This is a genomic window from Paenibacillus sp. H1-7 (genome assembly GCF_022354825.1).
In the GTDB taxonomy this organism is placed as follows: domain Bacteria; phylum Bacillota; class Bacilli; order Paenibacillales; family NBRC-103111; genus Paenibacillus_S.
This window is the reverse complement of sequence record NZ_CP031168.1, coordinates 3,512,941-3,530,177: the sequence shown is the minus strand read 5'-3', so window position 1 is coordinate 3,530,177 and position 17,237 is coordinate 3,512,941. Positions and strand designations below refer to the sequence as shown.

11 protein-coding genes are annotated in these 17,237 nt (G+C 52.0%); 2 read left to right on the top strand and 9 right to left on the bottom strand.

The window, feature by feature from the left end:
• From DVH26_RS15790 to DVH26_RS15780, 3 genes are all read right to left on the bottom strand, one after another.
• A complete protein-coding gene (locus tag DVH26_RS15790; protein ID WP_239634697.1) occupies positions 1–315 on the bottom strand; it encodes a hypothetical protein in 315 nt (104 codons plus the stop codon).
• Between the two features lie 34 nt (positions 316–349).
• A complete protein-coding gene (locus DVH26_RS15785) occupies positions 350–1,258 on the bottom strand; it encodes a TIGR01777 family oxidoreductase (protein WP_239634694.1) in 909 nt (302 codons plus the stop codon).
• 163 nt (positions 1,259–1,421) lie between these two features.
• Complete coding sequence (locus tag DVH26_RS15780; RefSeq protein ID WP_239634692.1) at positions 1,422–3,557, bottom strand: S-layer homology domain-containing protein; 2,136 nt, start codon at positions 3,555–3,557, stop codon at positions 1,422–1,424.
• Positions 3,558–3,754: 197 nt separating this feature from the next.
• Between DVH26_RS15780 and DVH26_RS15775 the strand changes: the two genes are divergently transcribed.
• A complete protein-coding gene (locus DVH26_RS15775; RefSeq protein ID WP_239634689.1) occupies positions 3,755–4,198 on the top strand; it encodes a MarR family winged helix-turn-helix transcriptional regulator in 444 nt (147 codons plus the stop codon).
• 136 nt (positions 4,199–4,334) lie between these two features.
• The gene (locus DVH26_RS15770; protein WP_239634687.1) at positions 4,335–9,485 is read left to right on the top strand and encodes an AAA family ATPase; all 5,151 of its coding nucleotides are present in this window, start codon (positions 4,335–4,337) and stop codon (positions 9,483–9,485) included.
• Here DVH26_RS15770 and DVH26_RS15765 read toward each other — a convergent pair.
• The 6 genes from DVH26_RS15765 to DVH26_RS15740 form a co-directional block, all read right to left on the bottom strand.
• The gene (locus DVH26_RS15765) at positions 9,482–10,285 is read right to left on the bottom strand and encodes an alpha/beta hydrolase (protein WP_239634685.1); all 804 of its coding nucleotides are present in this window, start codon (positions 10,283–10,285) and stop codon (positions 9,482–9,484) included. The genes DVH26_RS15770 and DVH26_RS15765 overlap by 4 nt on opposite strands.
• A 23-nt stretch (positions 10,286–10,308) precedes the next feature.
• Complete coding sequence (ytxJ, locus tag DVH26_RS15760) at positions 10,309–10,650, bottom strand: bacillithiol system redox-active protein YtxJ (protein WP_239634683.1); 342 nt, start codon at positions 10,648–10,650, stop codon at positions 10,309–10,311.
• A gap of 31 nt (positions 10,651–10,681) precedes the next feature.
• Positions 10,682–11,170: a metallophosphoesterase family protein gene (locus DVH26_RS15755; RefSeq protein WP_239635385.1), complete on the bottom strand. Its 489-nt coding sequence runs from the start codon at positions 11,168–11,170 to the stop codon at positions 10,682–10,684.
• A gap of 98 nt (positions 11,171–11,268) precedes the next feature.
• Complete coding sequence (locus DVH26_RS15750; RefSeq protein ID WP_239634680.1) at positions 11,269–13,395, bottom strand: hypothetical protein; 2,127 nt, start codon at positions 13,393–13,395, stop codon at positions 11,269–11,271.
• Positions 13,373–14,290, bottom strand: a complete 918-nt coding sequence (locus DVH26_RS15745) for an ATP-binding cassette domain-containing protein (RefSeq protein ID WP_239634678.1) — start codon at positions 14,288–14,290, stop codon at positions 13,373–13,375. The genes DVH26_RS15750 and DVH26_RS15745 overlap by 23 nt, the downstream gene beginning before the upstream one ends.
• Before the next feature lie 2 nt (positions 14,291–14,292).
• Complete coding sequence (locus DVH26_RS15740) at positions 14,293–17,232, bottom strand: ABC transporter permease (protein ID WP_239634676.1); 2,940 nt, start codon at positions 17,230–17,232, stop codon at positions 14,293–14,295.
• Positions 17,233–17,237 lie beyond the last annotated feature (5 nt).

Sequence of the window (17,237 nt, the reverse complement as noted above, 5' to 3'; positions counted from 1 at the left end):
CTAAATTCCCGCAGCGCTCAGCAGCTTCTGCTTCGCTTGCCGCTCGTAATAATCGCGCAGCTGGTTTTTCTCCGCTTCCGTGAATTGATACTCGCAATCGCGTCCTTCGTCCTGAGGAACGATCTGGACGATATCGCCGGAGTACGTACAGATAAGCAGCGCGCTCAAGTCACTAATATCTTCGGGCAATTCGCCACGATCCGGCAGATCAAACCGGACCTCCACATCGATCCATTGCTCGTCGCGCAAATCGATGGTCGAGCGCATATTCATAAATCTCAGCTCTCGAATATCTACGGAGCCGTACGCTATCATGCAATCCACCTCTTCCTACAAGCCAAGCCTGCGCTCATTTCAACGCCTTTTTTTTGCCTACAAGATCTTGCAGCGCCATATCGATATATGGAAATTGATAATGGAACTCGTATTCGGTCGCCAAATAAGGGAATACTTTTTGCCCTTCCAATATCAGTGTCGACAGTTCTCCGAACAGCAGCTTCATGACAAACCCCGGCACCGGAAACAAATGCGGTCTATGCAGCACTTTGCCCAATGTCCGGCCGAACTCGTCGTTAGTCACCGGATGCGGAGCCGTCGCGTTCACTTGCTCTATGATATCGTCGTTCTGTATACAGAACTCGATCAAACGGCATAGATCATGAATATGGATCCAGGACATCACCTGCTTGCCGCTGCCTATTCTTCCTCCGACGCCCAGCTTATACGGCAGCAGCATCCGCGGGAATGCGCCTCCGTCGTTCCCCAGAACGAGACCGAGCCGCAGCTTCACGAGACGGGTACCCCGAATCTGCTTCATTGCTTCCTCCCACTGTTGAACCACTCCGGACAGGAAGTCCATGACACGCGGCTCACTGTGCTCTACGAACGATTCGGTTTCCGATGTTCCGTAGATGGAAATGCCGGATGCGTTCACAACGACTTCGGGCTTCTTCTCCATTCGTGATACGATATCGGCTATTTGTGCTACGGATTCGAGTCTCGACTGCAGAATCCGTTCTTTCGCTGCATTCGTCCATCGCTGGTTAATAGTCTCCCCGGCCAAATTCACGATAACATCGGTTCCCTCCATCACCTTAACGTCGGATTTCAGGTCCGACCAGGTTACATTGCGGATTAACGCATGATTGGACGCACGACGCTGACGCGATATGAGGATCAGGGATATTTTCCGTTCCAAAAAATATCGAATCAAATGCTGTCCGATAAACCCGGAACCGCCTGCAATGGCAATCTTCATGTAGGATTACTCACCTTCACCAATAAATTTGAATAAGTTACCATCATTATATACCAAACCCGCCCATAAGCAAAAAAAAAAGCACAAACCGAATCGCTTCGGCTTGTGCCTTTTGTCGTTACATTTCGTCAGTCCATCTAATACCCTTTAATGATGGATTTCCTTAAGGTTTATCGTTCGGGTCTGTCGGGAGGCTCTTCATGTGCTTGAACATCTTCACGGTTTTGCCTACAAGATCACTGCCTTGAGGAACCATCTCCGCCGTGATCAGCACCTCTTCAGGCTGTCCCATTTCTTCCCCGTCCGTAAATCCGTCTCCATCCGTATCTCTTCCAGTCACCGGATCGATGCTTGTTTTGACCAGCATCCCGTTGGCAAGGAGCATACCTGTTACTTCGTAATAATCATCGAGACCGTCGTTGTCCGTATCTACGGGCTCATTGTGGCGGGTTGTTTCCACAACGGTACGGAACGAATTTTCCAGTTCTTCGGCCGTCAGAACCTGGAAGTATTGGCCGCCTCCCAAGTACGCCATTTTTTGCAAATACGCCTGGTCGACTTCCCTGCTTAAGCCCATCGTGACAAGCGTCACTCCGCTTCCGTACGCCGTTTGTATCATGTTCCAGTCTTTCTCCATCTGATCGGAATCCTGACCGTCCGTCAGAACCACGGCAACATAACGGTGATTCGGATCGCCGTTGCTGGCGAACTGCTCGAATGCAAGCTTCAAGCCCGAGAAAATATTGGTTCCGCCGGAGCTGTCGATGTTATATACAGCTCTGGCAACCGTAGCCCCGTCCGCCGAGAAGGTGGCGAAAACCCGGGCGGCATTGTCAAAATCGATGATAGCCGCGCGGTCCGACTCGGAATGAACGCTATTCGTATATACGCTGCCCAATACCGTTACGGTCTCCGTACGGAGTGGAGACGAAGGGTTATAATTGAGGCTGTATACCAGACCCGTTACCGCCTTCTTCCGCAAATCGTCGGGATCGTTCCACGTCATGCTTCCCGAGCTGTCGATAATGAAGGCATAGTCAACATAGGGCTTGTACACGCCCTCGGAGACGGAAAGGCTGTTTTTCCACGCTTGCTCCCAAGCCAGCTTGTCGATCAACACATATTTGCTGTTATGATTCGTCGTGAAGCTGATCGATCCGGTAGCATTGTCGTAGGAGGTTTGCAGGAACTCGAAGGAATGCGTCGTTTCATTAAAATACGCTGCAACCAGATTCGCTTTGTTCACGCTGGAATCTACATTTACACTCAATGTAGCGCTGGAGAACGTCTTGCCGTTCGTTGTAAACTCGAGAACCGGGCCTGTAATCCCCGGCACGACGATCCCCGCGGTGCGGAACGTAGTTTCCTGCGGCTCGGCCGTAACGGAGATATCGGCAGCATTCCCCGTGAAGCCGGTCAGATTCAAACCGGTCAATTCGACTTTGTTGCCTTGACCGTCCGTACCCGCTATCGGGCTGCCTTTGCCCACGGAAGCAATAAGATCGGCTCCGCTTAAGCTGATCGTTACGCCGCTGTCGCCGCGTCTCCCGCTTCCGCCGCCCGAGCCGGATCCAGCGCCGGCAGCCGGCGGTTCAGGCGTCACTACAGGGTCAGTCTTGCCGGCTTCCTCTTTGGGAGCTTCAGCCGACCCTTCCTGACTTTTCATATATCTGGCGATAACCGTCATCGATTCGGCGCGTGTAGCCGAAGCCGCCGGCTTAAACCAAGTCTTGCCTTGCTCCTGAACGCCTTCCACCAGCTTCAGGGAAGCCGCTGTCTTAATCGTAGGGTACGCCCAATAATCCGACGCTACATCGGCGAAGGACAAGGTCTCGCCCTGCTTCTCCTGAAGCTTGTAGGCACGAACCAGCATAGTTGCAAGCTCGGCACGGCTAATAGGGGAATCCGGCCTGAAATTGCCGTCCTCGTAGCCGTCGACCCATCCTTCTTTTTTAGCCGTTTCCACATACTTGTAAGCCCAATGGCTTGCGCCTACATCTTGGAACGAAGCCGTTTGCCCGGCTGCACCGTCTTTCTTGAGCGCACCGACCAGAATTTTCATATACTCCGCTCTCGTAATGGTCTGGTCGGGCAAGATCCATCGTTTCCCGTCCTTCTCCACCCCGTCGACAATGCCTTTCGCCGATAAATAATCGACGTATTCCTTGGCCCAATGGCCTTCCGCATCGGCAAAAGCCGCCTTAGACGCTTCGGCGCCCAGCGCCCCCGACCAGCCTGAACCGATCGTAATACAGCATGCAATTGCGGAAACCAACGCTTTTCTTAGTCTTGGCTGCATCCCTTCATCCATCCTTATGTGTTTATGTAGTCAATGCATCGACATTATATTACAGGATTTTTCAAGCTATCAATCGGTTTCGTTCATTTTGTGGTAAAGTTAACATTATGACCGCTCATTCGACTGCCGGGCAGGGCAAACGCAGTTGTCATATTATTTCGCCTACCTATATAATAGGACTAAACGGAGGGTAGTCTATGAATAAAAACAATGAATCGCTGGAGCAGTTCATTTCCCATATGCAAACGATAAATCGCCATTTGCGGTCCAAGGTGTTCGATCAGCAGCCGGATGCCCTCACGCGCGTCCAATGGATGCTGCTGAAGCATCTTGACCGGCATGGCACACGCACGATCGGCCAGCTTGCCGTTCATCTCGACGTAAGACCGAGTACCATGTCGCAAATGATCGACCGGCTGGAAAAAGCAACGCTTGTCTATCGCGAGAGCAGCCAGCCGGATGCCAGGGTAAAGAATGTCGCCTTGACCGATGAAGGCAAACAAATGATCCGAAGCAAGGAAGCGCTCTGGATGGAAGCCCTGAACGATTCGTTCAACCAGTTCACGGAGCAGGAAAAAGCAGATTTGATCGGGTATATGGAGCGGCTGACAGGACAATTGTGCAAAAACATGCGGAACTAACGATTCTCCTTTTGAAACGGTTACTGCATTACGTGCGAAACGGGTCGAATAGTGTCCTTTTTTACATTTTCCTGTTGCTACCTTTTCGCGTAATCGGTAAAATATAATTAATTGGAAGTAATCGGAGGATACCCGCTTGTTATTGACCATAAACAATATTCAAATGCAAAAATGGTACGATCACGAGCCGTTCACTATCTACCGCGGCCTCAACCTTTCCACGGGTCAGAAGTATTGGATCAAGATGCTTACTGATGAGTATCCGTCGCAGCATGAGATCGAATGGATTACAAACGAATACGAGAACGGAAAGCGCATCCGACTGGAGGAGCTGCTCCAGCCGCTCCGGCTTGATTCTTATCATAGTACGATGATGCTGGTAATGGAGCACTCGGAAGGACAACCGCTTTCTCAGCTTACAGCTTCGGGTCCGATGGAATTGAAGCTCTTTTTGTTTTTGTCCGTTTCGATGACTGAAATCATCCGCAAGCTGCATCAGCTCAAATACGTTCATTTGAATGTATCGTCGAACGCCTTTGTCGTCCAGCCTGCCTACCATAAAGTACAGTTGACCGATCTGAATGCAGCATATTCTCTCGATTCAGCGGCCGGTCTCAAGCCTACGGCCGAGCTGAGAGGCATCCGTTTGCCGTTTATGGCACCCGAGCAATTCGGACGCATGGACCGGAATATCGACTATAGAACCGACGTGTATTCTCTCGGCGTCGTTTTCTATGAAATGCTCACGGGAGAACGGCCCTTTTCTGCAAACGATACCACAGAATGGATCCATCACCATATGGCGAAACAGCCCGTCGCGCCTCATAAAGCCATCCCTTCCATTCCGAAGCCCGTATCGGATATCGTGATGAAATGTCTCGCCAAGCACCCCGAGCACCGGTATCAAAGCGCGTTCGCCTTAAAAAGCGATCTCGAGGCGTGTCTGACGATACTGCTTCAGGAAGGAAAGCTTGACCAGTCACCTATTGAAGTCGGTCAGGCGGCAGATATTTTCAAAATTTCCGATTCGCTGTACGGACGGGAGCAGGAGCTGCAGGACCTGCGCAACGCTTATCACCGCGCACTGCTCGGAAGCAACGAGATGGTGTTCGTATCCGGCTTGTCCGGAGTCGGCAAGTCGTACCTGATTCAGGAATTCCAAAAGTCCATTCTCAAGGAAGAGGGACTGTTTATTTCCGGCAAGTTCGAGCAGTTCAAACGCGATACTCCTTTTCAGGCGATTGCTCAAGCAGGCTTGCAATTAATTCAATATTTGCTGTCGCTAAGCGATGAGCCTTTTCAAATATGGAAACGAAAAATATTGGATGCTGTCGGCCCGAACGGACACATCTTGATCGATGTAATTCCGGAAATGGAAAAGGTGATCGGCCCGCAGCCGCTTCTATCGAAGCTCCCTCCGGCCGAGATGCATAATCGTTTTCTGATTACGGTGCAGCAGTTCATCTCCGTGTTTGCGACGAAAGAGAACCCTCTCATTGTCTTTATCGACGATTTGCAGTGGGCGGACCCGGCCTCCCTTCAACTGCTGCAGGACTTGTCTTCACAGCCCAGCACCAATTGCTGCTTATTTATCGGCACCTATCGCAGCAACGATGTGACGGAGGCTCATCCGCTGCGCTGGTTAATCGACAAGCTGGATCGCATGCATCATATCCAGCTGGTGAACATCGAGCTGGAGCCGCTGGACATCCTCGATGTGAGGCACCTGCTGCACGATACGCTGCGCAAAGTGTCCGACGACCAGGTTAACGAGCTCGCAGACATCATCATCGAGAAAACGAAAGGGAACCCGTTCTTTACGAAGCAGTTCCTCCGCTCGCTATACGACCACCAGCTGGTGCAGTTCAACTATGAAATCGGCATGTGGCAGTGGGATCTCGGCAAAATCCAGGAGCTCCACATTACCGACAACGTCGTCGATTTCATGATTAACAAAATTCGCCGGCTGCCGGATCAAGTACAGCAGCTGTTAATGCATGCCGCCTGTATCGGCCACATATTCAATACCGACCTGCTTGCGCTGGCTGCCTCACAGGAAGCTTCGGCCGTCGACGCCGCATTACAGCAGGCGGTAAAGGAAGGCTTGCTGATGCCCGTCAAAGCCGATGAGGCCAATGGGTCGGCGGGCAAGTATAGCTTCCTGCACGACCGGGTGCATCAAGCCGTCTATTCCATGGTGCCCAAGCTCCAGAAGAAGGAGCTCCATTACCATGTCGGCAAGCTGCTGTACACTACTCTCTCCCCAGAAGAGCTGGAAGAGCATCTGTTCGATGTAGCCAATCAGTTTAACCAGGGGAAGGAGCTGTTGACGACAACCAGGGACCGGGAACGTCTTGCGGAGTTCAACGTTCGCGCTAGCCGGAAGGCCAAGGCGAATACCGCCTATGAGACCGCCTTGAAGTACGTCACCCATAGTGTCCAATTACTGGATACGAATAGCTGGAACCATCAATATGATCTGACGTTCTCGATCTATTTGGAGCTTGCCGAGCTGGAATATTTATGCGGCCATTTCGAAGAGGCGAAACGTTCGTTCCAGCTCATTTTGAGCCATGCCAGCACAAGAATGGAAAAAGCCGACGCCTACAACCTGATGATGGTGCTCTATACGAATCTCGGGCTGCATGAGCAAGCTCTGGAGATGGGCCTCGAAGGGCTGCGCCTGTTCGGCATCCCGCTTCAGTCGACCATTAGCCGCTCCTCCATCCTGCTTGAGCTGGCTAAGACCAAATGGAACATGATCGCCAAGCAGCCGGAGGATTTGTTCGATCTGCCCAAAATGATCGATCCCGATCATAAAGCGGTGGTCAGGCTGATGATCAATCTGATCGCGCCGTCGTATTTCTTGAACTCGGATTTATACGTGTTTCTGATGATGAAGCTGTTTAACTTCTCGCTCAGATACGGGAACTCCGAGGGCTCGTCGCTGGCCTACTCCACCTACGGTGTTATCATCAGCTCTCTATTCGGCGATGTGAAGGGCGGCGCCAAATTCGGCAAAGCAGGCTTGCTGCTGTGCGACAGCTTCGACCATTTGCCTATCAAATGCAAGGTGTACTTCGGCTTCGGCGCCTTTACGAACAACGTGACGCAGCACATCGAATCCAATGTGCTCTATTTGAAAAAGGCGTATCAGTTCGGCGTCGAATCGGGGGATTTCGTGTACGGAGGGTACTCCATTACGTTCAGCTTTTTCCTTCGGCTGTATAAGGGCGACCATCTGGGAGAGGTATATACCGAGACGGAGCTGTATCATTCGTTCGTTGACCGGTCCCAGGACAAAGATACGATTTATATCCTGCTTGTCCTGCAGCGGTTCATGCTGTTTATGAAGGACGAACCGGCTCCTCAGAGCCAAATGAACCAGGACGCGCTCCTCGAGCCTTTTATGAACGAGGACGAGCGGCTGCAGCTCGGCAGCTTTTCGAATAAAGCGGTCGTTCATACGTATTATGCGCTTCAGCTCCAAACGTTCTATATGCTCGACCGGATCCAGGAAGCCAAACAATTGCTCGAGCAAATGGAAGAAAGCATCCATTCGGTGTTCGGTCTGATTCATGTGCAAATGTATCATTTTACGAGCTCTCTTGTCCTTTGCGCCCTCTATCCCGATGCAAGCAAGGCGGAGCAGAGCGTGTACTGGAGGAAGCTCCGAAAGAACTTGAAGGTGTTAAAAAAATGGAGCGCCCATGCCCCTGAGACGTTCTTGCATCAGCAGCTGCTCATAGAGGCGGAAATGAACCGGATTGCCGGCAACAGCAGCCTGGCGGCTGAACAGTATGAGCAGGCGATCCTGCACGCCGGCAAGCAGCATTTCGTTCATATCGAAGCGATGGCCAACGAATGCGCCGCCAAATTTTATATGCAAACCGGCAAGATGAAAATTGCCCGCTCGTATTGGATGGAAGCCAAACAGCTGTATACCAAATGGGGAGCGCAGCGCAAAGTCGCCCAGTTGGAGGATAAGCATCCTTATCTGATCAGCAGAACGCCGTCCGCCCAATCCGTGATTGATGTATCTACCTTTATGAAAGCATCGCAGGCGCTGTCGAATGAAGCCGTATTCCATAAACTGCTGGAAAGCTTCATGCATATCGTAATGGAAAATGCCGGCGCGGAAAAAGGATTGCTCGTCCTCGTAAGGGATCACCGGCTGTATGTGGAAGTGGAGAAGCTGCCGGACCAGCCGTTCAAGGCTCAGCATGCCATTCCTATGGAAGATTACGGCCATGCCGCCATCTCGGCCATCCAATACGCCGTCCGCAAGGAAGAGCCCTTGCTGCTTCACGACGCGGCAAGCTCGGATATGTTTCCGAAGGACGTATACATCCGTACGCAGCTGCCGAAATCGGTCCTGGTCCTGCCTATTATCAAGCTGGGCAAAATGATCGGAGCGTTGTATCTGGAAAACAATCTTGCGACGCACGTCTTTCAGGAGCAGCGCCTGGATACGCTGAAGCTGTTGACCTCGGAAATAGCAAGCACCATCGAAAATGCGAAGCTGTATACGAATCTCGAATACAAGGATTACAAGCTTCAGCTGCTGGAGGAACGGGAGAAAAACATTCAGCTGCAGCTGGACGAGAAGGAGCGCTGGGTTCAATCGTCCGAGGCCACCATGCTCAATATTCGTAAAGCGCAGCACGAGCTGATCAATAATGTTCAGACGGTGCACGCCCTGCTGATGATGAACAAATACGATATGGCCAAAGAATACATCTCGGTCTGGTGTAAGGAAATCGTCCAGCAGTCGGTAGTCAACTCGGTCAAATTCCCTGTACTCGGCGTCGTGCTGAACAACATCAGCCTACCCTGTATCTCGAATAAAATCGAGCTCCAGGTTACAGGCAAGCTCGATTGTACGTTCGAAGGGATAACGCTGCCGATCAGCTATTTCTCGAGTATCGTGCACAATCTGCTCAAGAACGCTATCGAAGCGATTCCGGACGATGACCCGCTGAGAACCTTGCGGCTTACGATTGAAGAGGACGACGACCAGTACAAGCTGATCGTATTCAATACCGGCTCCTTCATTCCGGAAGCTAACCGGCTGAAAATCTTCGACAAAGGCTTCTCCACCAAATCGGACACGACCAATTCCGGCTTGGGCTTGAATATTGTTCACACCTACCTGCAGCATTACAACGGCTCTATAGAGTGCAGCTCTGTTGAGGGGGAGGGAACGACGTTTACCGTCTCCTTACTGAAGCAGAACGCAGCCCCTCTCCCTCCTTCCCATTCAAAAACCCTTAAGACGATGTCTTAAGGGTTTTTTGGTGCCGCAAAGAAGGAATCCATGAACGAGAGCGATCTGGCCAGATGCCCCGTCCAGTAATCCCAATTATGCTCTCCGCTATAGGTCTCATATCGGTGGGTATAGCCGATTCGATTCAAATGCGCATGGAATGCCTCATTCATCGAATACAGGTAATCCTCGGTTCCGCAGTGGAAATATAGTGCGGGAGGATGGGCATCGTGCAGCCTGCGCTCGGCAAGCTTTTGCAAATCGAGGCTTTGCGCATACGGTCCATTCAGCGGGCCTATCATGCGGCTGATATCCGAACGTGCATATTGAGGCCCTATCAGCTCTGTTGAAGTCAGCGCGCCGGACAGGCTCACCGCTGCGCCGAACACCTCCGGATTCCGCAGCGCTAGCGAGAACGCTCCGAAGCCTCCCATCGATAAGCCGCAAACAGCACGGTGTTCTCGATCCGGAATCGTCCGAAACGCCTTGTCGATCTCGCCAACCAGATCATACAGCATGTAATCCTCGAAATTGCCGGTTCCGTCATACCAGTTCACATAAAACGTACCCGTTCCATATCCCCCGTCATTGGGCATAACGACGATACATTTGCGAAGCGTCCCTTCATCCATCATGCGATCCAGCGTCTGCTCGGCGTTTCCTTTAAGCAGCCAATTGGATTCGCTCTGATACATCCCGTGAAGCAAATAAATGACCGGATACCGCTCTTCTCCCTGATCATAGCCTTCCGGGACATAAACGAAGCACGATTTGCGGGCATATAAAGCCCCGGAAAAAAATGGATGCGGCCGAACGCTCATATAGAGTTCCTCCTACCGCCTTCTTAGTTAAGAACCGCCGTTATGTGCTCCTCGGTAATAGCCCAGTGGGACGTATTCCAGATCGTCTCTTTGTTTTTGATGTACAAAATTTGCGGCGATGCGTGCTTGACTCCTGTATCTTCCGCAATTTGATTGGATACAGGCCGCGATTCGATCACTTTCACCAATAAATAATCGACGTCGGCAGCCGATTCGTTTTGCAAATAAGCCTCATATTCCTTCAAAGCGTTAAAGCTTACCGGACATGCCGTGCTGTGCTTCAAAATCACTTTGGATTTATTCGCAGACCCTTCAAATTGCTCGTTCCATTGATCCTGTGTTGTAATTTCTTTCCATTGTGCCATTAGTAATCCCTCCACATAAAGTGCTTTATCGTTAATCGTAGTAATATATTGCGGCTTCAACGGTAGATCCCAACTCCATAATGCCATATGAATAGCGGGGCTGGCGGCGTTTATCGGTAGGAGAACCCGGATTCAACAGCAGAACGCCGTTATGCATTCCTTGATACGGAATATGGGAATGGCCAAACACAATGACATCGACGTTCAAATCGCGAAAAACATCGATAGCCTTCTCCAGCGTCGACTTGCGGCCGCCGTCTCCATGGACCAGTCCTATCCGGAACCCGGCTAGGTTCAGCACTTTATGGCTCCCGAAGCGTTCGATAATGTCGGTCCCGTCATTGTTGCCGGCGACTCCGTCGGTAGGAGCTATCTGCTCGAATAAGCCGACAACCGCTTCGTCCACCCAATCGCCTGCGTGAAGGATCATGTCCACCCCTTGCAGCCCTTCCAGCAATGCATCCGGAAGCTTTTTGGCACGGCCGAACATGTGTGTATCGGAGACTACGCCAATCCGAATAGGATTCCCCTCCTCTCTCGTATACCGCTCATTCCTCCATTTTACCATAAAAAACAATAAAGAAAAAAGCACCGGCTCAGGGTGCTTTTCTTCTCCATTTATTCGGTAACGCCAAACCAATCCATCGTTTGGGTCGCCAGCTGTTTTCTCATGCCTTGGAATTCGTGATAGATGTTAATTCGGTATTGCTTCAGCGATTGGATCTTGCCAAGCAGATCGGTATCCTTGACGGTCATTTTGTAGCTATGCTCGCCAAGCTCCAGACGCAGGTCGTCTTTATCCGACGCCGTTTCCAGGAAAAACTTCTGCTCATAGGTCATATTGCCGCTGATGTCCTGGAACTGAATAACGAGCTTGCTGCCTTCGTTGTTCGTTTCATAATTGCTGTCTTTTTCCAGGTTGTACAGGAAATTTACCCGCAGCTCTTTGCTGTCCAGCCAAGTGCTGATATTACTCAATGAAATGGTATAAGGATAAAAGTTCACCTGCTTCACCGTCGGATTCGGGCCGTCGATTTCTCTCGGCAGCTCCATCTCGACAGCGTTAATGTAAGCATCGGCTTTCTCATCCCCCACGCTCAAATGCTGGTCCGTAATGGATTCGCCGATAACCAGTCTCAGCCCTTCCGAGTCCACCCCTTTGGGAAGCTTGCCTGTGAAGGAAATCAGGGCTTTTCCTTGCGGATTCAGCTTCTGCTTCACTTCCCGGATTTTGGTCGGATATAGCGATTGATCGGCTGTCTTGAAGTAAGCCGTCAGCTTAGGAATCGTACTGGAGCGCTTCTCCAGATTGGACGTTTCCAGCTGCACCTCGAGCAGGTTGCTCTTGCCGTCTGTAAACATATTGATCCAACGCGGAGCAAATTGCGTGTTACGGCCTATTCCGGAGATCGATTGCGTCTTGCCGTACGGGATGACAGGCATATTGATTTCAAACGGCGGCAGCGTGAACTGGGCCATCTCCTCCGTTGCGTTCTCGCTGACCTTCTCTACAAGGAACAGCTTGGTCGAAGCAAAAGAATACGTATACGGGATTTTCCCGATCAGCTGGAAATGAACGTCGGTACCCGGCGGGACACCGACGGATTGGTCGGTTTTGATAAGCTTGGCGTCGACCCTTACGCCGCCGTCAAGCTCGTAATAGGCTTGGATGTTCGGAAAAGGCAGTGCATCGGCCTCCTTATGAGAGATCGATAAATTCGTGCTGAGGACGTCCTGGTCCTCCCAAGGCATCCGATCCAGCTTATCTACTTTCAGCTCGTACACGCCATTCTCGTTGGCGTAGTCCACTGTAGCGCCAACGAGCGCTGCATCCTGCTGCTCAGCGATGACCTTTAACGCTGTGACCGGCGCATTCAGCTTCAGTTCGTTCGAAATGGTCAACGTTTGGGTAAGCACCAGGTCCCAGCCGTCCGCACCGGCCGTTGCAGGCAGCTTCACCGCCTTCAGCTGCAGCTCGACCGGAACTTCGGGCTGCAGCGTTTGCTTGTCGCCGTTCACAGCGATTTCCAACGGATACATGGCGCCGTTAGCAGCGCGCAGGGCGTATTGATAGCCCGGCAGCTTGATGCTCGCATACCCTTTGTTCGTCATCTTTAGCGTCAGCTTGGGCGAGATGTAGTTGTCGTTTGCCTGCGCCGTCCATCTCGTAATTTCCAATTGAACGGGCACTCCGCCCATTTGCACCGTCTTGAGATTAGTTTCCGGCGCCCAGACGTCGGCCGCCTCCTGCGGGAATTGAATGCTGCCTATCGGCTTCTCGAGCTCGGCGCTGGTGTAATCCCAGCGGGTGATTTGAAACCACAGATCCTGGAGTACGGTCGCATCATTCACAGGAGCATAAAAGGTGTAGTCGACTTGCTGACCGGCTGGAATTTCTTTCTTCAGCTTGTCTTGCGGAATCAGCTCGGGCTTGAACTCCGCACCCGATTTATTGTAAACCTTAACCCAGTAATCGAGGAAGGACAGCGTGCCGCCGGTTCCGTTCGTTACGGTTAGAGTGAAATACAGCATATTCCCGTTATCGCCAGGCATGACCGTCGCGCTCTTCAGATCGATGTAGCTCCGGTTGGCGATAGTGACGGATGCAAGCCGGGAGGACGACTCCAGCTCATCCCGCTGGTATATTTCGCCGTCAGCCAAGACGGCTCGGCTCGGAGCCGCCCAAGCCGTTGTCATGGCCACAGCCATTAGTAAGATGATTCTAGCCTTTAAGGACAACCTCATGTTTCTTTTCCCCTTTCTCCTCCGGAGGCAGCAGTACGATCTTTCCATCCTCCACTTGGACCCTAACCTTATTCGATGATTGAACGCCTATGGTTTGCAGCATATCGGCTGGAATTTGCAAGCGGCCGGATTTATCCAGTACGGCATACTCCACGTGAGAATCTTCCTCTTCCGCTTGCGCGCCTTGTTCAAGCTCCGCAAGCTCGTCGGCGTACGATTTGCGCCGAATAATTTCCGATGACGTTTTGCCGTCGCGTATCGCAACGACACGATCCACCTTCTTGGCCAGAAGCGGATCATGGGTAACGATAACGACGGTCAGCCCCATCCGCCGGTTCAGGTCGCGGAACAAATCCAATATTTGATTCGCCATCTTGGTATCGACAGAACCGGTAGGCTCATCCGCAAGCAGCATCTTCGGATTGTTCGCCAATGCGATGGCGATAGCAACCCTCTGCTGCTCGCCTCCGGAGAGCTGATGCAGCCGGTTTTTCACGCGATGGCTCAAGCCTACAGCATCGAGCAGCTCAAGCGCTCTTTCGCGTCTCCTTTTGCCCTGCAGCAGGATCGGAAGCTCTACATTCTCCAGCGCGGTCAAATACGGAATCAGGTTCCGCGCGTTATTTTGCCAAACGAAGCCGACGGTTTCGCGTTTGTACTTCACGAGATCTTTCTCGGCGAATTTCAGCAGATCCTTGCCGTCTACAAGCAGCTGGCCCGCAGAGGGGCGGTCGAGCCCCCCGAGCATATTGAGCAGGGTCGATTTGCCGCTGCCGCTGTTGCCGATGATCGCCATCAGCTCTCCGGGATCAACGTGAAGGTCCAGTCCTTGAAGAGCAACAACTTCCAGATCAGCGACTTTATAAATTTTCACAAGGTTGTCGCAATGAATCATGTTCAGTCCTCCCCGAGCTTCACAGCCTGATGAATTTTAATTCTCGAGAGCATCGTTCCGAGAATGAACAAGCCCAATACCAGCATGATGCTGACAATAATATACAGCTGGAACTGATCCCGCGGATCGAACGTGACTTGGAACGGCGGCACTTGACTGGTCGACTGCAGGGACAGCTGGAACATCGGAACGAACAGACGGCTCGTCAGACTTCCAGTAAGCAGGCCGATCGCAATGGCGGCGCCGGACGTAAGCAGCTGCTCTCCTATGAGCATGAAGATGAGCTGACGGAACGATATCCCCATCGCCCGCAATATACCGAGCTGAAGCACTCTGCTGGAAAGCGACAAGATCCAATACAGCAAAAATCCGCAAAAGCTGATTACGATAGAAATAATGAAGCCCAACGTCATAACCCCGTTGATCGCCAGAAGGAACGGATCGTTCTTCGAGCGGATCAGCTCCTGCTTCGCATCCTTCAGCTTCGTTACCGGAATATTCTTCTCTTCCAGTGCCGTGTATAGCTCTTGGCTCGAAGCGCCGGACTTCAGCTTCAGCCATACGTCGTACGGCTCCAGCGCCATATTGTTTTGAATATAGGACAGATGTCCGACGATCAGCATCGGCGCAAGCACCTTCTTGCCCTTGGCATTGCTGCCGGTCGCTGCCGGAGCAGAGCTTTTGGCCGAGAAGCTGGGGTTCGGGTTCCAGGAAGGCCAATAGTCGACGATGCCGAAGATGTTGAACATCGTATTCTCTACTCCGTTCCAGCCGACATAGAACGGATCGCCCACCTTCAAGTTGAACTGATCCGCCAGCGTTCTCGAAATGAGCACCGCTTGAGGGTTGGATGCGAGCAAATTCAAATATTCGTTGAAATGGTGATCCAAGAGCCCGTTGCGCAGCCAGGCCGTTCTGCCGAATTCATCAGTATCGATCCCCATCAACGTTGCGGTTCCGCGTTCTTTGCCGACGGTAAACGAAGCATCGTTCTTCGTAAACACCTTGGCCGCTTGCTCGACTCCCGGCAGCTGTGTCATCGGCAGGAACGGCGGCTCCGAATACTGGATCTTTTTCTTTACAACCGGCACGATCGGAGCGTTAGCGGCAGGCGCGGCACCTTCCTCGTCCGAGCCTTCTTCGCCGGCAGCATCCGACTCCATCCCTGGCGGAGGGGCATCGTCCTCCCATTGAATTTGCATCGAAATGTCGGCGCCGTTGGAGTACATAATTTTCTCATCGGCATTCTTATTAATGGTTCTCGCCGCGCTGGCGCTGAACAGCCCCGTTGCCAGTGTGACGCTCAAAAAGACCATAATCGCCTGATACTGCGTCGTCGAACGGCCGACTTGAAGCAATGTCGAGTACAACGACGGCGACCACCAGCGCCTACCTGCTTGGTACAATAGCCTGATGATCCATGGATAAATACGCAGCAGCATAAAGCTGACGCCTAATATGAATAAGGCCGGTACGAGGAACAATAGCGGATCCATCTGCAAATCGCTTGCCTCAAGCCCCAGCGCCTGCATGTCGGACATACGGCGGCGGAACTGCAGCAACCCGTACAGCGATACGCCGAGAAGCGCCACATCGAGAAAATATTTGTGCCAAAACGACAGCTTCGTTTGACGGGCCATTTGCTGCTTATGTCCGACAATGCTCGTTCTTGTAGCGAGCAGCACCGGCAGCAAGGTCATGACCAGCGAGCACAGCACCGCCATCAGGCCGTATTGATAAGCATCGTTGTTCAGACGGACATCAAGTGCCGCACGCTGCACAAATTCGAGGAACCCGTTTGACGCTCCAAGCATTTTCGTCAGCGATAATCCGAAGAACGGACCGAGGATGATGGCTATGCCTCCCAGCAGCAGCCCTTCCACTACATAGCCGAGAATAATCTGCAGCCGGCTTGCCCCGCGGCTTCGCAGCACGGCGATCTCCGTTTTCTGGCGCTCGGTAATCAGATTCGATACCATGAACAAATAGTAAGCGAGCATGATCATGACCGGCACGTTCAACGACCAGAGCATCGTGCGCAGCTTCTCTTCCTTGACGAAATAGCCGCTGATCGTCTGCATCGCCGGCGCTTTCATAGAGTAGCTTGGGAACTTCTCGCTAAGAAAGTTCTCCGTCTGCTGATACGTCCGGAGGAAATGGGATATGGAATCCAGCTTCATCTGAGTGTAGTCTACAGTGCTGTACCATATACTGGAGCGAAGCATGAGCTGCTGCTCCTGCGTGACGGTTTTCTCAAACCATGGAAACGCTGCCAACAAACTCGCGTTATAGCTGGATAAAGCATTGTACCAATACACGTCGTCATACGATTTGCGGTCGATGACGCCGACGATTTTAAATTTGAACGGCAGTTTCACCGTCTCATCCTCGATAACATACTCCTGTCCGACGACCATCTTCAGATTCGTGAGCGCCTGGTCGACGACCGCCACTTCAACGACTCCGTTCACCGGCTCGGCGGAAGGAAACTTGCCGTCAATCAGTCGAACGTGATCCTCGAGACCGCTCAAGGACGTAATATCGGACAAGCGCTTGACCGTGCCGTCCACCTTGTCGCCGTCTGCAGGGACCAGATTATATTTATCGGTAGCCCGCTCGATGACATAGGATTTGATCGGCAAGTGGAATCCGGGCTGCGCCGTCTTCACCATGTACTCATCCGTCGCCATGATTGCTTGCTTGGCGGCGTCGGGCTGGATTTCCCCCGTAATGAAGGTCGACGTCCAAAAAATGCCGGGATATTGCTGGGTATTGTCCTGCAGAAGCTCCAGATCTTTCACCAGCAGCCTTTGCAGAATGGCATTCGTATATATAGGCATGCTGCTGACAAGCCCGACCGAGATGATCAAGCCAAGCAGCAGGCTGAGTTCTAGCCATTTGTTTTTGATCATTTTCCTCATGATCATCACAAGTATTGCCACGAAGC